The sequence below is a fragment of the Chryseobacterium sp. Marseille-Q3244 genome (assembly GCF_940807095.1).
Lineage (GTDB): Bacteria > Bacteroidota > Bacteroidia > Flavobacteriales > Weeksellaceae > Chryseobacterium.
Window position 1 is genome coordinate 582,536 of sequence record NZ_CALNWX010000001.1, and the last position, 20,304, is coordinate 602,839.

The following is a 20,304-nucleotide window of genomic DNA, read 5'->3' on the forward strand; positions in this document are numbered from 1 at the left end:
AAGTTGAATTATTAACACTCAAACTATGAAAGTTACACATCTATTAGGAATGGGAGCATTCGCTCTGTTGGTCGCTGCCTGTACTACAAATCCGATTACAGGAAGATCATCTTTACAGCTGGCCAATAATTCAGAAATTTTAACAATGTCTGCACAGGAATACAAAACGACATTGTCTAAAGGTAAACTTATTACCGGAACAGCAGATGCAAAGAGAGTGGTAAATGTAGGAAACAGAATTAAAAACGCAGCAGAGAGATATTATCAGAGCATAGGAAGATCGGCAGATTTAGCCAATTACAGCTGGGAGTTTGCTCTTCTGCAAAGCAATGAATTAAATGCATGGTGTATGCCGGGAGGTAAAGTAGCTGTTTATACAGGAATTTTACCAGTTACAAAGGATGATAATGGACTAGCAGTAGTAATGGGACATGAAGTTTCCCATGCATTGGCAGGTCATGGAAATGAAAGAATTTCTCAGGCTATGATGGCTCAATATGGAGGAGCTATCCTTGGAGGAGCTATTTCAAATGCACAATGGGCAAGTGTTTTCCAGAAAGTATATCCTATTGGTTCACAAGTTGCATTATTAAAGTATGGTAGAGGCCAGGAGTCAGAAGCTGATGAAATGGGGCTTTACCTGATGTCTATGGCAGGATATGACCCAAGAGCAGCCATCCCTTTCTGGAACAGAATGGAAGCTGCATCTTCAGGAGCGAGACAACCAGAATTCTTATCTACTCACCCGAGCCCGGATACAAGAATTTCAGATATTAATAAAGACTTACCGAAAGCTTTAGAGTATTACAAGGCTGCAGGAGGAAAATTATAATGTATTAGCTTATTAATCAAAAAGCGGACTGATTTTTTAAATGAGTTCGCTTTTTTATGAATAATATTTTTTCTTTTCACATGATTTGGAATAATTATGGTTGTATTTATTATTGAAAACACCATTTAAATACTATTCCTGTATAAAGACTTATTAAATTTTTAGTAAATTTGGTAGAGCTTTTATCACATAATTACTTAAACACAATATTATGAAGAGTTTATCAATTACCGGACTTATCCTACTAGCAGTTTCTGCTTTACTATTTTATCTTACTACTGATTTTGCTGTAGAACAGATCAGGATTTCTCATATTATGGGAATAATGGCTGGGATAGGAATCGGGCTTATCATTGGTGGAATGGTAGGATATTTAAGCAAAGGAAGTGCTATAAAGGCTGAACAGAAGAAAAAAGAATTCAAGCAGCTTCAGAAAGAAAAAGAAGAACTGGAAAAACAGGCAGCAGAAATTGCACAACGCCAGGCCGAACTTGAAAATCAAAATAAAAATCCTCAAATCTAAAATTTGAGGATTTAAAGTTGTTATTTTCGATTGTTGATTAAAATTTATATCCCAAACCAACCATAAACAGGTTAGGTCTGTTATCATATCTGATCTCCGAACCGGAAACTTTATTGATGAAGTTTCTCTCATCTTTGCTGAAAGCTCCTTCATATTTTGCATTTACAATAAGCTTTTTAATTTCAAGCTGTGCACCGAACTGGTAGCCTACTGTAAAGTTATTTTTTGCATTTTCTTTAAAATCATTATAGGTGTTGTCTTTGCTTAGGTTAAAGCTTCCTACCGGACCTACAAAAACGCCTAACATATTACCTAAAACGTTATATCCTAAAAGAACCGGAACGTCAATACGGTTGCTCTTCACATCAAAAGTTGTGTTTTCTGTAGTGAACTCATTTTTAAAATGAGTGTAATATACTTCAGGCATCAAGAATAATGACGTAGGTAATCCTACTTTTAATGAAAGTCCTACGTTGAACCCTACATTGTTTTTTCCTGTTCCCTCAATGGCATCATTCACAGTTCCTTTAATGTTGGACCATGAAGGTGAACCTGTAGGAAATATTAAATTGGCTTTACCCGCCAGTGAGATCTGTGCAGAAGCCCACATTGAAAACCCGATTAACGCTATACTAAGTACCTTTTTCATTATCGTCTAATTTTGTATTCTCAATTGTTTTGTTATTCTCAAGTAAATATTCTCTCAGCTCTTTAAATAGTTCTGAAGAATAAACGAAGTCAATCAGATTTTTATTGCCTGCTGTAATCAGGATATCTTTATTCCCTTCCCATTCCTTGATACCAAGTCTTAGGTATACAATTTTCTCGCCAATCGTCATTACAGAATTCATATCGTGAGTATTGATGATGGTTGTAGTATTGTATTCCTTGGTGATTTCATAAAGAAGATCATCAATAACCTTAGAGGTATATGGATCCAGCCCTGAGTTAGGTTCATCGCAGAATAAATACTTCGGATTGTTTACAATTGCTCTTGCAATGGCAACCCTTTTTTGCATTCCACCGGAAATTTCAGAAGGATATTTCCTTCCTGCTTTATCAAGATGTACCCTTCCTATTACTTCGAAAACTCTCTTCTTTTTTTCTCTAAAAGTAAGGTTGGTAAACATATCCAATGGAAACATAATATTCTCCTCTACTGTTAAAGAGTCAAATAAGGCACTTCCCTGAAATACGGTTCCAATTTCTGAACGAAGGTGTTGCTTTTCTTCTCTCGTCATGGTATTGACATCCCGGCCGTCAAACAAAATTTCTCCGGATGATGGCATATAGACATTCAGTAAACTTTTAAGAAAAACGGTTTTTCCCGAGCCACTCTGTCCGATGATAAGGTTTACTTTTCCTTTATCAAATGAAGTCGAAATTCCCTTAAGTACTTCAACATCTCCAAAACTTTTCTTAAGATCTTTTACCTCAATCATCAGCTTAATATTAATTGGGTTAAAATTAATTCGGAAATGATAATGAAGACCATTGTCCATACCACTGCCTGGGTACTTGCTCTACCTACTTCTAAAGATCCTCCTTTCACAAAATATCCGAAATAAGAAGGAACCGTTGCAATAATGAATGCAAAAACTATGGTTTTGGTAAATGCATAATAGATAAATAGATTAGGCATATACATTTGGATCCCTACAATATAATCGTTTTCGGTCCAGTTTCCTGTTAAAATCCCGGCAATATAGCCTCCACCAATACCAAATACGATACTGATAGCGATAAGAAGAGGATTAAAAATCATACAGGCAATGATCTTTGGAAAGATCAAAAAATTGGGTGAATTGACTCCCATGATATCTAAGGCATCAATCTGTTCAGAAACCCTCATTGTTCCAATACTGGAAGCAATGTATGATCCTACTTTACCTGCTAAAATCAAACTGATAATGGTAGGAGCAAATTCTAAAACAAGTACTGCTTTTGTTGCATATCCTACAAATGAAGGAGGAATAGGAAATGATGAAGCATCAAAGTTATTAAACATTTGAATCGCTACTACTGCCCCCACGAAGATCGAGGTAAAGACTACGAGACCGAAAGAATTAACTCCCAAATCATTAATTTCCCTCATGAGCAGCTTCCAAAAAACCCTCATTTTCTGGGGTTTTTGCAGGGATTTTCCTAAAAGGATCATATATTCCCCTACTGCTGTGAAAAACTTTTTTAACATACTGCTAAATTAGACTTTTTTATTGAATTAGGCTAAGGTTGAAGAGAAGACAGAAGCCCGGAAAATGTTAAAATTATCCTAACCTTAGCTATAGCTTTATTTTGCGTTTTTGTCCCCACCAATAACCAGTAAAATGGTTTTTAATATGATAACCAGATCCAGCACAAAACTCCAGTTCCTTACATAGAATGCGTCTGCGAGAACTCTTTTTTTCATTTCTACCTCCACATCTCCAAAGTCACCACGCAATCCGCTTACCTGTGCAAGACCTGTAATTCCTGGACTTACCATACTTCTTAGGCTATATCTTCCGATTTTTGGTTTGTAGTAATTATCAACAGCCAACATGTGAGGACGTGGACCTACTACAGACATTTCGCCTTTCAGTACATTGATAAACTGCGGAAGTTCATCAAGGCTGGTCTTTCTTAAAAATTTACCTACCTTGGTGATTCTGGTGTCATTTTCTCTGGTTGTACTCGTTGTAGATTCATCATTGACGACCATGGTTCTGAATTTTATACAGCTGAACACCTCCTCATGAAAACCATATCTTTTCTGAAAGAAGAAAACAGGTCCTTTGGAACTTACCCTGATTAAAATTGCGATGATCGGAAATAACCATGTACAAACGAAAGCCAGAACAAATATGGAAAAGAAAATATCAAATGTTCTTTTCATCAGGAAGTTGGAATAATAATCTAATGGATATCTTGCCTGATTAAGAACGGGTTGAGTTTGGATATAAGCCAGATCATAGAGGAAAAAATCACTTTGGGTAATACTGGGGATCAATGAAATATGAACCTTGTTTTCCTCTGCAAGTTTGAATATGTCAGACTCAACACTTTCACCGTAAGAATTTTCTGTAGATAAAAACAATGTATGGATACCGTTTTTTTTCCAGAAGCTCACCAATTCGGCGGTGCTGGCATCTGCATTCTCATGTTCAAATATTCGGTATCCGTAATCTTTACGTTCTTTAAAAATGTTTTTTAGGATCTCCGTAGAATCTCCATCTCCTAAAAACATGATATTTCGATAGTTAACCCCTAAAGACCGTAGGTACTTAATAGAAAAATAGATGAGTGATTTTGCTAAAAAGATAAATATAAACAGATAAAATGATAACCAGTAAATATCAGAGTTGAAGAATACATTATTACTGACCTTCCCAATAAGCAAAACACCAAGTATAAAGGATATGAAATGAATCAGAAGCCTTTCCAGAAAGAGAGTATACGTAAGGTTCCTCGGAATATTGTATATTTTTGTCCTACCGCTGAGAAGCACCCAGAACAAAAACAGCAAAACCAGAGAAAAAGCGTTCTGGTACCAGGTTTCCTTATGATACTTCAGGTTTTCGTTTCTGCTTATAAAAAAGAATATGAAAATAGATGCAATAACCATGAGGTCAAGCAAAATAATGATCGATTTCAGGTATCTAGAGTATCGAATTCTCTGCATCTATCGGTATTATAACAGGAAGGGCCAGCTAATGTACGTATTTTTACGGTATATTCAGATATTTGTGGGTCTGAACAGAAGCCTGCCATTCCGGGTGTTCCAGAATAAAATCTGTAATTTTAGGATACATATCATCTCTTTTACTCCATTCACTTTGGAGGTAAAGCTTGCAGCTTTCAGAAACTTTGGCAGCCTGTTCCTGTGCAAATGCAAAATCATGATTGTTGAAAACAATAACTTTAAGCTCATGGGCCTTTTGATAGATCTCATCTTTAGGCAATCCTGTTTTCTTTGGAGAAAGAGTAATCCAATCCAGATGCCCGCTCATAGGATATGCTCCTGAAGTTTCAATGTGAATAGTACATCCAAGTTCTTTTAATTTGGAGGTAAGAACTTCCAAATTCCAAGTAAGAGGTTCTCCTCCCGTAAGAACGACGGTTTTACAATGTTTAGCCGCTGTTTCTGCAATTTCCTCAGCATTCATCAAAGGATGAAGCTCCGGGTCCCAACTTTCTTTCACATCACACCAGTGGCAGCCTACATCGCAGCCTCCCAGCCTGATAAAATAAGCCGCTTTTCCAGTATGTGCTCCTTCTCCTTGTAAAGTGTAAAAATGCTCCATTACAGGGAGCATTTTACCTTCTTTTAATAAAATATCTTGTTCTTTATTCATTTTAAAATTAGTCGTTATAGACCGAAGTTTTATAAGCAATAATGGTGTTTTTCATCAACATTGCTCTTGTCATTGGGCCTACTCCTCCAGGAACCGGAGTAATCCAGCTTGCCTTTGCTGCACAGCTGTCAAAATCTACATCACCGGCAAGGTAATATCCTTTTGGAGAGTCATCGTCTACTCTTGTAATACCCACGTCAACGATTACAGCACCTTCTTTAATCATTTCTCCTTTTAAGAAATGAGGATCTCCCAAGGCTGTAATAACGATGTCTGCCTTTTTAGTATATTCTTCAATGTCTTTTGTGTAGGAGTGGGTAAGGGTAACCGTTGAGTTTCCAGGGAAATCTTTTCTTCCCATTAAGATACTCATTGGTCTTCCTACAATTTTACTTCTACCAATGATTACACAGTCTTTTCCTTTGGTTTCAATATTATATCTTTCCAATAATGTTAAGATTCCGAAAGGAGTTGCCGGTAAGAAAGTATCCATTTCAAGAGCCATTTTTCCGAAGTTTTCAGGGTGGAATCCGTCCACGTCTTTTCTTGGATCAATAGCGTTGATGATTTTCTCCTGGTCCACCTGATCCGGTAAAGGGAGCTGAACAATAAAACCATCCACTGCTTTAGATTTATTCAGCTCGTCAATGGTTTCCAATAGTTCAGATTCTGAAACTGTGCTTGGGAATTTGATTAAGCTGGATTGAAATCCTACCTCTTCACAATCTTTTACCTTAGCGTTTACATAAGCCTTGCTTGCTCCGTTGTTTCCTACAAGAATAGCAACCAAATGAGGTGCTCTTCTTTTATTTGCCAGGATTTTTTCAACTTCAACTTTGATCTCAGCTTTGATTTCTTTGGAAACCTTAAGTCCGTCAAGAATTTCTGCCATTTTTACTTTTTACTTTTATTTAGATTTATTTTTACTTTACTACTTAAATTCTTTATAATAGTTAATCAATCCGTTGGTAGAACTATCATGTGAAGTTATCGTCTCGTTGTTTTCAAGCTCCGGTAAGATTTTGTTAGCGAGTACTTTACCTAATTCAACTCCGAACTGATCGAAGCTGAAAATATTCCATATAACCCCTTGAACGAAGATTTTGTGTTCATACATAGCAATTAACTGTCCTAATGTGAAAGGCGTTAATTCTTTGAATAATATAGAGTTAGTAGGTGTGTTTCCGTGGAAAACCTTATAGTTTAATAATCGGTCAATCTCTTCATCGGATTTTCCTGCATTTCTAAGTTCTTCTTCCACTTCTTCTTCTGTTTTCCCGAAAGCAAGTGCTTCAGTCTGGGCAAAGAAGTTCGCTAATAATTTATCCTGATGGTCAGAAACTTTATTAGAGCTTTTAGTATAAGCAATAAAGTCCGCAGGAATCAATTCTGTACCTTGGTGAATCAATTGGTAAAATGCATGTTGTCCATTGGTTCCAGGTTCTCCCCAAATGATTGGTCCTGTTTCATATTCTACGAATTCACCGTTTCTGTCTACACATTTTCCGTTGCTTTCCATATCTCCCTGTTGAAGATAAGCAGCAAACCTGTCAAGGTATTGCGAATAGGGAAGGATTGCATAGGTGGTTGCTGCGTAGAAATTACGATACCAGATTCCTAAAAGCCCCATGAGTACAGGAACGTTTTCAGAGAAGTCTTCAGTCTGGAAGTGCTGGTCTGTATCGAAAGCTCCTTTTAAAAGCTGTTCAAAGTTTTCATAACCTACAGCCAGTACAATGCTTAATCCGATAGCACTCCAAAGCGAGTATCTTCCGCCTACCCAATCCCAGAATTCGAAAATGTTTTCTTCAGCAATTCCGAACTGCTTAACCGCTTCAATATTAGTGGATAAAGCTACGAAATGCTTTGCTACATCTTCCTGATTACCTGCTTTAAGGAACCAGTCTTTTGCTGAATTGGCATTTGTCATTGTTTCCTGCGTAGTAAACGTTTTAGAAGCAATGATGAATAGAGTCGTTTCCGGATTTAGGTTTTTAACAACCTCTGCAATATGATTTCCGTCCACATTGGAAACAAAGTGAACGTCTAGTCTTGTTTTAAAATGCTTTAAAGCTGAACAAACCATCACAGGTCCCAAATCTGAACCTCCGATTCCGATGTTTACCACATCTGTAATTTGCTTTCCACTGAATCCTTTGTGTTCTCCTGAAATGATTTTTTCAGAAAAATCTTTCATGTGGTTCAATACTCTTTTGATCTCTGGCTTAATATTTTCGCCGTCTACAAGAATTTCACGGTCAGAGAAATCTCTCAAAGCAGTATGGAGAACTGCTCTTCCCTCTGTTTCATTGATTTTATCACCAGAGAACATTTTAGAAATAGCATCTTTTAACTGACATTCTTCTGCCAATTGTAATAAAAGTTCTTTTGTTCTTGAATCAATTAAGTTTTTAGAATAATCAAAAAGGTAATTATCTTTTTGCAGGGAGAATTCTTCGAAACGATTCGGGTTGTACTGGAAAAGACTTCTTAGCTCAAGGTCGTTAGATGCAAAATGTTCATCAAGGGCTTTCCAGCTGTTGGTTTGTATAGGGTTTATTTTTGATAGCATGTTGTTGGGAATTTATAGTTCAGAAAAATAATATCGCGGATCAAAATCTTTAGAGATCCATAACGATTTATTTCTGATGTGCAAATTTAAGGAAAAATAAAACCTCAAATAAATTTGAGGATGATAAATAACGATTTTTTAAAAAACAAAACCCCAGAAATGACCTGAGGTTTACTTTTTATGGGTATAAAAATGTTTTTTGAGACATTATTCGTCTATTTCATTCAAAATATTTTCCAATTGCTTAGCGTGGGCACCATAGAAATATTTTGTCCATAAAACAATGCTTACCAGTAGGGAAAGTGTTCCAATTAAAACGGCAATTATTAAATAGATCTGAGTATGGGTTGCGAGTTCAGTCAGATCTTTCCCTTTTTTTTCCAAAGTGTTATAGATAAATAATCCAATAGTAATAAGGAAATGAGGTAGTAATAAAAAGCCGAATGACTGATATCTTTCCATGTTTAATCGTAGTTCATGATAAATTTTCCAAAGGCTGTTCTTGGTATTTCCCGTATAAAGCTCCGTTTGTTTATAGAATTTATAAAATCCAAACAGATAATAAGATGATATTACAACCATCATTGTATAGGATATATAATAAATAATGTATTGAGAAGAGGGAAATTTAAACTGAAGAGGAAAGAATCCGATAAGAATGATGGCTAAAATCTGTGCCGGAAATTCTTTTTTCATACTTTTCTGGATTTTTTCTATAGGATGTTTACTCTCCTTTAATTGTTCTATAGCGTCTGGAATATGAACATTGCTGTCTTCATTATTCCACTGTTCTTTTAATTGATCAAAATTCATAACCTGTTTTTTTTATGATTTGCTGTATTTTTTCTTTGGTTCTGTTAAGTTTTACACGGGCATTGCCTTCACTGAGCCCGAGGTTGCTTCCAATCTCTTTATGTGACATCCCCTCCATGAAATAAAAGATAACTGCCTTCTCTAATGCATTCAGTTCTTGGACGGCACGGTAAAAAATTTCGAGCTGCCTGTCCTTTGTGGGGTTGTAGTCCTCCTGTTGTACCTCAAAATGATGAGACGGATCCGTATGATTTTTTGTCCTCTGTTTTTCTTTTTTTAAATAGGTAATGGCAGTATTGATGGCAACGCGATACATCCATGTAGAAAATTCACTGTTTCCCTTAAAGTTTTGATAAGATTTCCATAGCTGGATAAGAATTTCCTGCTGAAGATCTTCACGGTCTTCTATGGAATCTGCATAGATCCGGGAAGCTTTATATAATATGCCTTTGTGCTGATTGACAAGCTTTAGAAAGGCTGTTCCGGTTGGGGTACTCACAATAGTTTCATGGTTGGGTTATTGTTATAAGTTTGATACAGGCTTTACGGTGTATCCTTTTGCTTTAAGAAGGTTGATGAGCCCATTATTTCCCCATAAATGACCACTTCCAACGGCAAAGAAAGAGCTTTGTTTTTTCATTATTTCAGGCATTTTTTCTACCCATTTTGTATTTCGGTCAGTCAGCATGAATTTCTCCTGTTTTTTATTCATGAATTTTGGATCTTTAATAAGCTGATCCAAGCTTTTTAAATTTTCATTTTTGAATGCCTCTGTCATTTTTTGTGAAGCAATAGTATACTCTTTACTCAATTTCAGTTGAGAAATCACTTCTTTCAGATTGTAGGATTGACCAATTGAATAAATCTGATCATCAACCTTTTCCAGCCCATTCACACTTTTTTTGTTTTTCAAAGCTGTTTTCAGAAGCTCAATTTCATACATTTTCACTTCATTAGGAGGGCAAGGAATTGCTTTTGTTGCAATAAGAGCATAAAGAGCTTGTGGGGTTTGGTGGTCAATGTTTTTCAGGTTGGTTCCATAGTCAGCAAGTATTTTATCCAGTTCTTTTGCCTCTTCAGGAGTTAATTGTTCAGAAATTTTTTTATCTGCGGCCATCATTTTTTGCATTGCGACTATTTCATTCTGATCGGTGTAATTAATTTCCATTACAAAATTTTCAGCCTGATTAAGAGCATTCCATGTTTTTGGTTTTATCTCAAAATCTTTGCTGCATAAGATATGAAATGTTCCGGCAATATAAGAGGGTTTAGAAAGTCCGTTCCCGGATACTTCCCATAACAGGCTGTTTTCATTTTCTGTATTATTATTCTGTGCCGTTGCCGTCATGAAATTCATTGATAATAATGCTGCGAATCCAAGTTTTATTAAATTTTTCATAGTATTTGTTTTTTTTGATTTTCTGTTCTTTTAAACAGTAGGTAAGAGGTATATTACAATCGTTACAGTTTTTTTTTCAAAAAAATAAAAACCTCCTGAAAACAGGAGGCTGTAAAATCTAAAATTATGATGATAACCTATAGGTTAGGAGTTCTGTTCTGAGGATTTAGGCAGCTCAGATCTTTTGATTTTTCTTTTTCTTAGGAAATAAATAATTCCACCTGCGATGAGAACGAGAGGCCAGATGTTGATGAGTCCTACGATAATTCTCTGGATCAGATAGAATCCATAGATGAAGCCGTCTTTTGCATCATGAATAAAGTTGTATTTGTATTTGTTGTCAATACTGTCCGTATTGGTAACGGCAATTTCTGCGATGCGTAATTTCGGTTCTTTGATGTAAATATCAACGGTGCTGTATTTCAGGTTGTCAGCCATGCTCATGGTATTTAGTTTTTGAAGATTTCCTTCAGACATATTATTGTCATCCACGATTACCTTGTCCTTATTGTTTTTTATTTTATCAATATTTTCAGAAGTCTTCTGGTTTCTTTTCGCTTCCAGTTCAGAATATTTAATATGGGCAGTAACATCTTCCGCATTGATGGATCTTGAGTTCAGAAATAGCTTGTTGGTGTTGATAAAGGTCAGTAGCTCGCCCAGCTTTTCAGTAGGCACTCTTACCTGCATTGAATTTTCGGTTTTGTATTTTTTTATCAGCATTGCTTCAGTATCAGAAGTGTTATAAGTGTCTTCATAAACAACATTACTTTGTAGATTGCTTTTGGTGACAAATCCTCCAAGGTCCTGTACTGATTTTTCAATGGCAATGGTTGCATTATATACATCTTTCACTTCCATGTTGACATCTGCTGTTTTGATGAACTTTTTATCCTTCACTTCCATACTGGCAGCAGATGAAACACTGTCTGTCGTAACAGCTGCAGAATCTGCTGCAGTTTCATAGCTTTTAAGTTCGCTGTTAGTAGCTTCTCCTTTTTTACATGAATAAATTCCTAATAAAAGAACTGCGGATAATGATAATTTGATGTAAGTCGTTTTCATAGCGTAAGATTTTTGAGGTTTTGCTTGAGTCAAAGTTCAGCAAGGATCCTTTGTAATGCTTGAAAATTGAAAGTAAAAAATTTGTAAAGAGAATTTTCTATTTTAATTGATTATATATCAGTCGTTTGTAAAATAGAGTCTAGGTTGGTGGTTTGCTTTCGGAGTAATTTTTGCTTATCTTTTTACAAACCAAAATCACAATATATCATTATGTCAAATACCTTTTCTAAAATCAGAAATGCAATAGGATTATTCACATCCATAGATTTTGAACAACTCAGTGCTATTTCTCAAAAAGTAGATTTGCCGAAACTAATGCATAATTTTTCAAAGCTGGATGATAAACAACTTACCGGGCTTATGAAAATGCTTGATCCCGATAAGAAAAAGAAAGAACTTCCTCCCATTGATGGCGATTTTTACGATATCTACCATACTTTAACTCCTGAACAGCGGGAAATTCAACTGAAAGTAAGAGCTTTTATGGAAAAAGAAGTTAAACCTTTGGTCAATCATTACTGGCTTAGGGATGAATTTCCTTTTGAGTTAATTCCGAAATTTCAAAAACTGGATATCTGTGGAGTAACTTATGAAGGATATGGATGTCCTGGAATGCCTTTTCTGATGGAAGGTGTTATTGCGATGGAAATGGCAAGAATTGATGCCTCTATTGCTACATTTTTTGGAGTACAGTCCGGGTTGGCAATGGGTTCTATTTATATATGTGGTTCAGAAGAGCAAAAACAGAAATGGCTCCCACAGATGCAGAAGTTTGAAAAAATAGGAGCCTTTGGACTGACTGAACCGGAAGTGGGCTCCGGAGCTGCAGGGGGTCTTACAGTGACTTGTAAGAAAACAGCTGAAGGATGGGTTTTAAATGGTCAGAAAAAATGGATCGGAAATGCAACTTTTGCAGATCTTATTATTATTTGGGCAAGAGATCTGGATAGTGGAGAAGTAAAAGGATTTATTGTTGAAAAAGATAATCCGGGATATTCTGTAGAAAAGATCAAAGGGAAAATGGCTTTGAGGATTGTCCAAAACGGATTAATTACTCTTAAAGATTGCGTAGTTACAGAAGAAAATCGCTTGCAGAATGCCAATTCATTTAAAGATACCGGAAAAGTTCTGAGAATGACAAGAGCAGGGGTTGCCTGGATGGCAACAGGATGTGCAAGAGGAGCTTATGAAAGTGCTTTAGCATATACCAGAACCAGAGAACAGTTTGGAAAACCTATTGCCTCATTTCAGATGATTCAGGGACATTTGGTAGAAATGTTATCCAATCTTACGGCCATGCAGACTATGGTTTTCAGATTGTCTGAAATGCAGGATGAAGGGATTCTAAAAGATGAACATGCTTCATTAGCAAAGGTTTTCTGTACATTAAGAACAAGGGATATTGTTTCCAGAGCGAGAGAAGTGATGGGTGGAAATGGTATTCTCCTGGAATATGATGTGGCCCGTTTTGTAGCAGATGCCGAGGCTATTTATTCCTATGAAGGAACAAAAGAAATTAACTCACTCATTGTAGGGCGATCTATTACAGGATTCAGTGCTTTTATATAAAAAAAAAATAGCAGATGATAGTTGATGTCATCTGCTAAATATGGGTTTCTAATTGCTATCCAACCAGATTTTTATATTTCTCTCTATTATCAATCAATATCCAGATATTGATCAGAAACAAGATACCGGAAATACAAATTCCAGTGGTTGAAGGATCTCTGTAAGTATTATGTATTAAAATTCCTGTCAAAACAGGCAGGATTATAATGGCACCTAATGCTCTTGTCTTTGGAAAAATAAATAATAGACCGCCTATTACTTCTACAGTGCCTACCAATGGTAGTAACCATCCAATTTCTCCGAATGCAGCATAGATTTTCATTTGTGCTTCTGTGAGGGGAGGGGTTGGATTGTAATGAAAGAATTTGTCTAAGCCTGCATTAATAAACATAATGCCAAATAAGATACAGATGATAAGTTTAATGAGTTTCATAATAAATATTTTATATCAAATGTAAAATAAAAATACAATTTTATTGTGATTTTGCAATTTAAAAATAACATTGTTTGTGTTAACGGTAGGTTAATGTGATATTCTGTATCATTTTATTATTTATATTTGAGTACAAACTAAACTCATAAAAATTATGTTGAAAAACCTTAAAAAATTAAACCGTACAGATTTAAGAGAAATTCAGGGGGGAGCTGGCATTGGAAAATGTGACATAGGTCCTATTGGTTGTCCATGTAAAATACCTCCGGGAGATCCGTGTTTAGGAGGTGGTCCTGGTGGAGGCGGCCCTACAACTCCTAATTTAGGATATTGCCCGGATAATCAATCCTATATTCCTTGTGAAGAATCTTGTCCAAATGGAATGAGACCGCTTTGTGCTCTTCCATAATACAATAAATAAAGACTGCTGTGAAAAGCAGTCTTTATTGTTTAAAGTTTAATATGTTCGTTTATGCTGTAAATATCAATTTAGCGGTCATTGCTAATGAATGTTTTATTGCTCATTATTAATTACTTATCGGCAATGATGTTAGTCCATTTCCTTCAGAGTAATATTCTTTGAAATCTTGTAGCTTTTCTTCTTTTTGTTTGGTTTTTCCTCTTCTCCTAGTAGTTTTCCCCAAGGCTTTAAATCTTCAACCTTTTCGCAGATGATCTTGATAATAGCAATCGCAGGAATACAAAGAAACATCCCGGCAATTCCCCAAAGATGCTCACCCAGAAGGATTCCTATGAAAGAAAATAAAGCATTGATCTTCACTCGGGAACCCACAACAAATGGAAGTACAATATTTCCATCTACAGCATGAATACCAATATATCCGATAGCAACATAAATACATGTTGAAGGACTGGCTGTAGCAAAGGCAATAAAGCAGGATATAATGAGTGAGATAAAAATACCTAAATAAGGAATTACGTTTAATAAACCTGTTAAAACAGCTAAAAGGATAGCGTATTTTACCCCTAAAACAGTGAGTACTATAGAGGTAAGAATGGATACAATAATCACCTGAAGACACAGTCCGAAGATGTATTTCTTGGTCATGACACGAATTTCATTCACCGCTGCCTGAACACTTGATTTATGTCTTTCATTAAAAACCGTTACAATAAAGTTGTTCAACAGTCTTCTGTAATTTAAAATAAAGATAAAAAACAGGGTGAAAAATATGATAAAACCAAATCCTGTTGAGAAAATACCAAAAGTAAATCCTAAAATGGCACCGGAAGAAGATAAAAGCTTATTCAATCCCTGATTGATGTAATCTACCTGCTCGTCTACTTTTACATTGAATGTTTTGGAAACCCAATGTTGAGCATTATTAAAAACGGTAGTCAGCTGCTCTCTTAAATGAGGCAAATCTTTGCTAAAATCTGATAATTGATTGGTGAAAAAATAAATGAGCCCCGCTAAAATAATCAACATAATGAATACGGAAGTCATTGTTGACATAGATCTTGGAAATCTTAGTTTCTTTTCCATGAAAGTGGCTGCCGGCAAAAACAGCATGGCCATCAGGAATGCAAAGAAAAATGGAGCTAAAATGGTTTGCCCCAAAGCTAAAAGATACCCGATCCCAATGATCGAAATAACGACAAGGGTAAGCTTGACAAGGAAAGGAAGTCTAAGAAAGTTCATAATCTAAAATCTGCAGTGTGGAATAAAAATAAGAAAAACCCGTCGATTTGAAGAATTTTTTATTCAAACAGTGTGGATTTTTCTTTCTGCACATCAAATTCCATTCCTAAATCCTTACTATTTAAACAGAAACACGCTCTGGAATTCAGAACGTGTTTCTTATTGAGAAGTTAATATGTAAATAAATTGTTTTTATTTTTCAATAGCAATATCAATGACTTCTTCCATTCTATTGACATAATGCACTTTCAGATTTTTTAAATAATCTTTTTTGATTTCTTCCACATCTTTTCTGTTAGCCTCACAAAGAATAACATCTTTTACTCCGGCTCTGGTTGCCGCAAGAAGCTTTTCCTTGATTCCGCCTACAGGAAGTACTTTTCCTCTTAAAGTAATTTCTCCCGTCATGGCAAGGTGAGGTTTGATCTTTTTGTTTTTAAAAGAAGAAACCATTGAAGTCAGCATGGCAATACCAGCCGAAGGACCATCTTTAGGAGTTGCTCCTTCAGGGACATGAACGTGGATGTTTTTCTTATCCAGGTCTTCCTGGGCAATTCCCAGCTCATCATGTTTAGCCTTAATGTATTCTAGGGCAATAGTAGCAGATTCTTTCATTACGGTTCCCAGATTTCCGGTCATCGTTAAAGCTCCTTTACCGTTGCTTAGAATACTTTCAATATACAAAATATCTCCACCTACGCTTGTCCAGGCAAGACCTGTTACAACACCGGGAACTCCAGTGATTTCAGATAAACTTTTCGGTCTTGGAACGCCAAGGATTTCATCTACTTTTTCCAGCGAAATTTTTGGGTCATACTCTTTTACCAAAGCAGTCTGTAATGCTACCCATCTTGCCACAGAAGCAATTCTTTTCTCTAAGGTTCTTACGCCGCTTTCAGAGGTATGAGCCTCAATAATATGCTTAAGTTCAGCATTTCCAAGTTTGAATGATTTGGTGTCCAGTCCATTCTCTTCCTGCTGTTTTTTGATTAAGTGTCTTTTTGCAATCTCAATCTTTTCTTCCAATGTATATCCGGCAATCTGAATGATCTCCGTTCTGTCCAAAAGTGGAGTCTGAATCGTTGAAAGGGAGTTTGCCGTTGCAATAAACATTACTTTCGACAGGTCGTATCCCATTTCAAGGAAGTTGTCGTAGAAAGATTTATTTTGTTCAGGGTCAAGGACTTCTAGTAGTGCAGAACTTGGGTCTCCGTGAAGTCCCTGAGCAATTTTATCAATCTCATCCAAAACAATTACAGGATTAGAAGTTCCTGCCTTTTTGATAGACTGAAGAATTCTTCCGGCCATCGCACCAATATAGGTTTTTCTGTGTCCACGGATTTCACTTTCATCATGAAGTCCACCTAAAGATAATCTTATATATTTTCTGCCTAAAGAATCTGCAATAGATTTACCTAAGGATGTTTTACCTACTCCCGGAGGCCCTACTAATAGTAGAATAGGAGACTTCATGTTGTTCTTTAGTTTTAAAACAGCCATGTGCTCCAAAATTCTTTTCTTAATATCTTCAAGTCCGAAATGTGCTTTATCTAACACCTTTTCAGCCCTTGCAATATCAAAAGTATCTTTGGTATAGGTTTCCCATGGAAGATCTGTGAAGAAATCAAGGTAATTTCTCTGTACATTATAGTCCGGAGAATTAGGGTTTTGTCTTTGTAATCGGCCAATTTCTTTCTGGAAATGATCTTCAACTTCCTGGCTCCATTTCTTTGTTTTAGCTTTAGCAATAAGGTCTGCAACATCACTTTCAGGTCCACCACCCAATTCTTCCTGGATGGTTCTGATCTGTTGGTTCAGGAAATACTCTCTTTGCTGTTTATCAAGATCTTTTGAAGTTTTTTGATGAATTTGATTTCTCAATTCCAGCTTTCTGAAATCTTCATGCATCATCTCGTAGCATTTATTGGCCCTTTCCATCATGCTTTTTTCTTCAAGCAGCCTTTGCTTTTCCAGAGATGGGAAGCTGGCGTTGGTACAGATGAAATTCAGCAGATCATCATTATTGTTGATATTTTTGATGGCGAAATTAGCTGCATTAGGAATATTAGGGTCCAGCTCAATGATTTTTAAAGCAAGCTCTTTGATATTTTCTAATAACGCTTCATATTCCTCCTGATTTTTAGGTTTATTATCCTTTAATTTTGTGATTTCAGCTTTAAAATAAGGTTGAATGTCAACAATTTTCTTGATTTTAAACCTATGGAAGCCTTTGGTAATAGCCGTAATATTACCTTCAGGAAGTTTAATGATCTTGATGATCTTTGCTAATGTACCGGTGGTATAAATATCCTTTTCGGTAGGTTGTTCAAGATCAGAATTCTTCTGGCTTACAATTCCGATGAAATCTCCGTTTTTCTGCGCTTCCTCAAGGAGTTGTATAGAGGTTTTTCTTCCTGCAGTAATAGGAATTACTACATTCGGGAACATTACCATATTTCTTACGGGAAGTATTGGGAATATTTTCTGTTCGGAATTTTTTTCAGTCTCTCCAAAGTCGGAAAGATTGATTTCTTCAGTGACGATATCAAAACCGTCGCTGATCATTTCTTCTAAACTTATATCTTCAAATTCTGTCATAATGGATCGAATGACAAATTGTCATTTTCGTTTTTAATCGTTAAATGGATTTTTTTATAATAAGCCCTGAAAACGTGTGGTATATTATAATATACTAGATTGCACAATACTTATGCCATTTGTTTTTTGCTAAAAAATATGGTCAAAATTTCCTTTTTTACATAATCTTTAGGATTTAAAATTAAAATAAAGAACTTCTGCTTCTCTAATTTCTTAAAAATGTGTATTTTCGCAAACTGATAAAAAACTATAATTTATAAAATGGCAATTTTAGGACAGATTAGGAGTAAGCCTTGGCTTTTAATGGGAGTAATAGCCTTAGCGCTTTTGGCGTTCTTGGTGAACCCAGACAGTATCGACAAGGTTTTTGGTAAGAATCCTGACGTTTTAGGAAAAGTAAATGGTGAGAAAATCACCCGCGAAGAGTTCAATGATCAGCTTTTCGTGCTGCAGCAACAGGCTGAACAACAGGGTCGTCCAAAGAACGGTCTTGAAGAACAGGCTTGGCAGTTACTTGTTCAATCTAAACTTATCAAGCAACAGTTTGAGAAATTGGGCTTTGAAATGAATGATGATTATTTCTGGAATCAAATCCAGTACGATCAGATGTTCGCTCAAAATCAGCAGTTTTTTGATGAGAAGGGGAACTTTAAAACTCAAGACCTTAAAAAAGAAATTGAAACATTACAAAACACTAACCCTCAGGGATATGCTCAATGGTTGAAAACTAGAAAATCAATTGAGTACAGACTGATGGCAAGACAGGTGTTTACCAATATTTCAGCAGGTATTACTACGGGTAAGAAAGAAGCTGAAGAATTGATGAAAGAAAGAGATCAGCTTGCTGACATCGACTTTGTAAAGGTAGACTATGCAGCTTATCTTCAAAAAACAAAGATCAATGTTACGACAGAAGATCTTGCCAACTATATCAAGCAGCACCCGGTAATGTTCAAAGCTGAGCCTAGCAGAAACTTAGGTATCGTGTTTTTCCCGTCTAAGCCAAGTGCAGCAGATGATGCAGCCGCTTTAAAGGAAATTACAAAATTATACTCAGGAGGTACGGATGCGAGTGGAGGTACTGAAAACTTCCAGAATACGAAGAATGACTCTATGTTTGTGATGGCAAACTCAGATTCACCTTTCAATCCTCAGTATGTAAAGCCTACACAATTGCCTGCTACTATACAAGGTCAGATCGCAACAGCTGCGATAGGACAGACTTTTGGTCCTTATAAAGAACAAAATTTCTATGTAGTTTCTAAGCTTGTAGGGAAGAAGACTTCAGATTCTACATTGTCAAGACATATCCTGATCGCTTTCAAAGGAAGCCCTGCAGGAGAAGGAGTAACAAGATCTAAAGAACAGGCTAAGAAATTAGCAGACTCTATCGGAGCTATCGTAAAAGCAACACCTGCTAAATTTACAGAGTTCCTTAAGCTTTCAAATGATCCAAACTCTGCTGCACAAGGAGGTAGCCTTGGTTGGACAACTCCGGAAACCCCTTTCGTTCCTGAATTCCTTACTTATTTGGCAAACAATCCTAAAGGAGCAACAGGAGTTGTGGAAACTCAGTTTGGTTACCACATCATCAATATCGAAGATAAAAAATCTGGATCAATGGGGTATAAGGTGGCAAATCTTGTAAAAGAGATTAAGCCTTCAGATGCTACAGAAGCTGAAACAGATAAAAACTCAAGAAAATTCATTCAGCAGGTTCAAGGAAAATCTTTCAACGATTTCGTGAACATTGCTAAGAAAGGAAACTTCCAGTTCACTAACCCTAAAGCTGCGAAGAGATTCGAAGGACAACTTCAGGGACTAGGTACTGAAAAGGATAGCGATATTCTTACTTGGGCTTTTGATAAGAAAAGATCTAAAGGAGATACTGAATTATTTAACGTAGACGGAACAGGAGACAAAATTGTTGTATTCCTGAACGGAAAACAGGAAGCTGGTCTTGCTGATCCTGAATCTGTAAGAGATCAGATTGAAGTAATTGTTAAAAATAAATTGGCTGCAAAACAAATTTCTGATAAAATTGCAGGAGCAAAAGCTTCAGGTTTAGATCAGATTGCTGCTTTGTTTGCTACTACAAAACAAACCGCTCAGGTAAACCTATTAAACCCTTCAGTAGCTGGTGCTATGGAGCCTAAAGTTGCTGGTGCAGCCTTCGGTGTTGCAAAAGGTAAACTGTCTAACCCGGTTGAAGGAGGAACAGGAGTTTACGTACTGATTAAAAAATCTGAAACTGTAAACAAGCAACCTGGTGATCTTAAGCAGTTCACTGAGTCTATTTCTCAGAGAAATGCAGGAATGTTTGGACAGGCTTGGTTGAAGAGTCTTCAGGATAACGCAGATATCCAGGACTATAGAATCGAGATCTGGAACAAGCTGGGAAATCAGCAACAATAAGAGATTCTTATCTATTAATATAAAAGCGACAATTTTTTGTCGCTTTTTTTTGTATTTAACGCAGAATAATAAAGGAAAAGATTTATTT

At 36.2% G+C, this 20,304-nt stretch carries 19 protein-coding genes; 5 read left to right on the forward strand and 14 right to left on the reverse strand.

Features of this window, described 5'->3' with window-relative positions:
* The first annotated feature begins 25 nt into the window (after window positions 1–25).
* Window positions 26–832, forward strand: coding sequence for a M48 family metallopeptidase (locus NBX25_RS02680; protein ID WP_068939094.1), 807 nt, complete (start codon window positions 26–28; stop codon window positions 830–832).
* A gap of 211 nt (window positions 833–1,043) precedes the next feature.
* Entirely contained in the window at window positions 1,044–1,355 is a 312-nt protein-coding gene (locus NBX25_RS02685) for a hypothetical protein (RefSeq protein WP_123858212.1), read from the forward strand.
* Between the two features lie 37 nt (window positions 1,356–1,392).
* Here NBX25_RS02685 and NBX25_RS02690 read toward each other — a convergent pair whose 3' ends face one another.
* The 11 genes from NBX25_RS02690 to NBX25_RS02740 all read right to left on the reverse strand — a co-directional run bounded on the left by NBX25_RS02690 (window position 1,393) and on the right by NBX25_RS02740 (window position 11,538).
* Complete coding sequence (locus NBX25_RS02690; protein WP_123909705.1) at window positions 1,393–2,004, reverse strand: outer membrane beta-barrel protein; 612 nt, start codon at window positions 2,002–2,004, stop codon at window positions 1,393–1,395.
* The gene (locus NBX25_RS02695; protein ID WP_123909706.1) at window positions 1,988–2,797 is read right to left on the reverse strand and encodes an ABC transporter ATP-binding protein; all 810 of its coding nucleotides are present in this window, start codon (window positions 2,795–2,797) and stop codon (window positions 1,988–1,990) included. Before NBX25_RS02695 ends, NBX25_RS02690 begins: the two co-directional genes overlap by 17 nt.
* Window positions 2,797–3,549, reverse strand: a complete 753-nt coding sequence (locus NBX25_RS02700) for an MlaE family ABC transporter permease (protein ID WP_047097199.1) — start codon at window positions 3,547–3,549, stop codon at window positions 2,797–2,799. The genes NBX25_RS02695 and NBX25_RS02700 overlap by 1 nt, the downstream gene beginning before the upstream one ends.
* A 96-nt stretch (window positions 3,550–3,645) precedes the next feature.
* Window positions 3,646–5,016 carry an exopolysaccharide biosynthesis polyprenyl glycosylphosphotransferase gene (locus NBX25_RS02705; protein WP_123909707.1) on the reverse strand — a complete coding sequence of 457 codons (1,371 nt, stop codon included), beginning with the start codon at window positions 5,014–5,016 and terminating at the stop codon, window positions 3,646–3,648.
* Between the two features lie 43 nt (window positions 5,017–5,059).
* The gene (locus NBX25_RS02710; protein WP_123909708.1) at window positions 5,060–5,689 is read right to left on the reverse strand and encodes a 7-carboxy-7-deazaguanine synthase QueE; all 630 of its coding nucleotides are present in this window, start codon (window positions 5,687–5,689) and stop codon (window positions 5,060–5,062) included.
* Window positions 5,690–5,696: 7 nt separating this feature from the next.
* On the reverse strand, window positions 5,697–6,581 hold the full coding sequence (locus NBX25_RS02715; RefSeq protein ID WP_123858206.1) for a bifunctional 5,10-methylenetetrahydrofolate dehydrogenase/5,10-methenyltetrahydrofolate cyclohydrolase: 885 nt from the start codon (window positions 6,579–6,581) through the stop codon (window positions 5,697–5,699).
* A 39-nt stretch (window positions 6,582–6,620) separates the two neighbouring features.
* Window positions 6,621–8,261, reverse strand: coding sequence for a glucose-6-phosphate isomerase (pgi, locus tag NBX25_RS02720; protein WP_123909709.1), 1,641 nt, complete (start codon window positions 8,259–8,261; stop codon window positions 6,621–6,623).
* A 207-nt stretch (window positions 8,262–8,468) separates the two neighbouring features.
* Complete coding sequence (locus NBX25_RS02725) at window positions 8,469–9,074, reverse strand: hypothetical protein (protein ID WP_250252718.1); 606 nt, start codon at window positions 9,072–9,074, stop codon at window positions 8,469–8,471.
* Window positions 9,064–9,498, reverse strand: a complete 435-nt coding sequence (locus tag NBX25_RS02730) for an RNA polymerase sigma factor (protein WP_502799722.1) — start codon at window positions 9,496–9,498, stop codon at window positions 9,064–9,066. Before NBX25_RS02730 ends, NBX25_RS02725 begins: the two co-directional genes overlap by 11 nt.
* 99 nt (window positions 9,499–9,597) lie before the next feature.
* On the reverse strand, window positions 9,598–10,473 hold the full coding sequence (locus NBX25_RS02735; RefSeq protein ID WP_250252721.1) for a TraB/GumN family protein: 876 nt from the start codon (window positions 10,471–10,473) through the stop codon (window positions 9,598–9,600).
* A gap of 144 nt (window positions 10,474–10,617) precedes the next feature.
* Window positions 10,618–11,538 carry a DUF4349 domain-containing protein gene (locus tag NBX25_RS02740; protein WP_250252723.1) on the reverse strand — a complete coding sequence of 307 codons (921 nt, stop codon included), beginning with the start codon at window positions 11,536–11,538 and terminating at the stop codon, window positions 10,618–10,620.
* Window positions 11,539–11,748: 210 nt separating this feature from the next.
* On the opposite strand from NBX25_RS02740, the gene NBX25_RS02745 reads away from it, so the two are divergent.
* Window positions 11,749–13,107 (forward strand): acyl-CoA dehydrogenase family protein, encoded by a 1,359-nt coding sequence (locus NBX25_RS02745; protein WP_250252728.1) that lies wholly within the window; start codon window positions 11,749–11,751, stop codon window positions 13,105–13,107.
* Between the two features lie 55 nt (window positions 13,108–13,162).
* Here NBX25_RS02745 and NBX25_RS02750 read toward each other — a convergent pair whose 3' ends face one another.
* Window positions 13,163–13,540 carry a MauE/DoxX family redox-associated membrane protein gene (locus NBX25_RS02750; protein ID WP_250252729.1) on the reverse strand — a complete coding sequence of 126 codons (378 nt, stop codon included), beginning with the start codon at window positions 13,538–13,540 and terminating at the stop codon, window positions 13,163–13,165.
* A gap of 154 nt (window positions 13,541–13,694) precedes the next feature.
* Here NBX25_RS02750 and NBX25_RS02755 point away from each other — a divergent pair, with 154 nt between their 5' ends.
* On the forward strand, window positions 13,695–13,949 hold the full coding sequence (locus NBX25_RS02755; protein WP_250252730.1) for a bacteriocin-like protein: 255 nt from the start codon (window positions 13,695–13,697) through the stop codon (window positions 13,947–13,949).
* A gap of 141 nt (window positions 13,950–14,090) precedes the next feature.
* On the opposite strand, the gene NBX25_RS02760 is transcribed toward NBX25_RS02755, so the two are convergent.
* Together NBX25_RS02760 and lon are read right to left on the reverse strand one after the other, a co-directional pair.
* Window positions 14,091–15,203 carry an AI-2E family transporter gene (locus NBX25_RS02760; RefSeq protein WP_123909718.1) on the reverse strand — a complete coding sequence of 371 codons (1,113 nt, stop codon included), beginning with the start codon at window positions 15,201–15,203 and terminating at the stop codon, window positions 14,091–14,093.
* Between the two features lie 192 nt (window positions 15,204–15,395).
* The gene (gene lon / locus NBX25_RS02765) at window positions 15,396–17,801 is read right to left on the reverse strand and encodes an endopeptidase La (RefSeq protein ID WP_123909719.1); all 2,406 of its coding nucleotides are present in this window, start codon (window positions 17,799–17,801) and stop codon (window positions 15,396–15,398) included.
* Window positions 17,802–18,062: 261 nt separating this feature from the next.
* Between lon and NBX25_RS02770 the strand changes: the two genes are divergently transcribed.
* A complete protein-coding gene (locus NBX25_RS02770) occupies window positions 18,063–20,216 on the forward strand; it encodes a peptidylprolyl isomerase (protein ID WP_123909720.1) in 2,154 nt (717 codons plus the stop codon).
* Window positions 20,217–20,304 lie beyond the last annotated feature (88 nt).

What these genes read in the sequence shown, in the direction of transcription:
- NBX25_RS02745 (WP_250252728.1), top strand. Translation starts at nt 11,749, where the DNA reads ATGTCAAATACCTTTTCTAAAATCAGAAATGCAATAGGATTATTCACA.
- NBX25_RS02700 (WP_047097199.1), bottom strand. Translation starts at nt 3,549, where the DNA reads ATGTTAAAAAAGTTTTTCACAGCAGTAGGGGAATATATGATCCTTTTA.
- NBX25_RS02685 (WP_123858212.1), top strand. Translation starts at nt 1,044, where the DNA reads ATGAAGAGTTTATCAATTACCGGACTTATCCTACTAGCAGTTTCTGCT.
- NBX25_RS02690 (WP_123909705.1), bottom strand. Translation starts at nt 2,004, where the DNA reads ATGAAAAAGGTACTTAGTATAGCGTTAATCGGGTTTTCAATGTGGGCT.
- NBX25_RS02710 (WP_123909708.1), bottom strand. Translation starts at nt 5,689, where the DNA reads ATGAATAAAGAACAAGATATTTTATTAAAAGAAGGTAAAATGCTCCCT.
- lon (WP_123909719.1), bottom strand. Translation starts at nt 17,801, where the DNA reads ATGACAGAATTTGAAGATATAAGTTTAGAAGAAATGATCAGCGACGGT.
- NBX25_RS02740 (WP_250252723.1), bottom strand. Translation starts at nt 11,538, where the DNA reads ATGAAAACGACTTACATCAAATTATCATTATCCGCAGTTCTTTTATTA.
- NBX25_RS02750 (WP_250252729.1), bottom strand. Translation starts at nt 13,540, where the DNA reads ATGAAACTCATTAAACTTATCATCTGTATCTTATTTGGCATTATGTTT.
- NBX25_RS02735 (WP_250252721.1), bottom strand. Translation starts at nt 10,473, where the DNA reads ATGAAAAATTTAATAAAACTTGGATTCGCAGCATTATTATCAATGAAT.
- NBX25_RS02755 (WP_250252730.1), top strand. Translation starts at nt 13,695, where the DNA reads ATGTTGAAAAACCTTAAAAAATTAAACCGTACAGATTTAAGAGAAATT.
- NBX25_RS02680 (WP_068939094.1), top strand. Translation starts at nt 26, where the DNA reads ATGAAAGTTACACATCTATTAGGAATGGGAGCATTCGCTCTGTTGGTC.
- NBX25_RS02770 (WP_123909720.1), top strand. Translation starts at nt 18,063, where the DNA reads ATGGCAATTTTAGGACAGATTAGGAGTAAGCCTTGGCTTTTAATGGGA.
- NBX25_RS02715 (WP_123858206.1), bottom strand. Translation starts at nt 6,581, where the DNA reads ATGGCAGAAATTCTTGACGGACTTAAGGTTTCCAAAGAAATCAAAGCT.
- NBX25_RS02725 (WP_250252718.1), bottom strand. Translation starts at nt 9,074, where the DNA reads ATGAATTTTGATCAATTAAAAGAACAGTGGAATAATGAAGACAGCAAT.
- pgi (WP_123909709.1), bottom strand. Translation starts at nt 8,261, where the DNA reads ATGCTATCAAAAATAAACCCTATACAAACCAACAGCTGGAAAGCCCTT.
- NBX25_RS02760 (WP_123909718.1), bottom strand. Translation starts at nt 15,203, where the DNA reads ATGAACTTTCTTAGACTTCCTTTCCTTGTCAAGCTTACCCTTGTCGTT.
- NBX25_RS02705 (WP_123909707.1), bottom strand. Translation starts at nt 5,016, where the DNA reads ATGCAGAGAATTCGATACTCTAGATACCTGAAATCGATCATTATTTTG.
- NBX25_RS02695 (WP_123909706.1), bottom strand. Translation starts at nt 2,797, where the DNA reads ATGATTGAGGTAAAAGATCTTAAGAAAAGTTTTGGAGATGTTGAAGTA.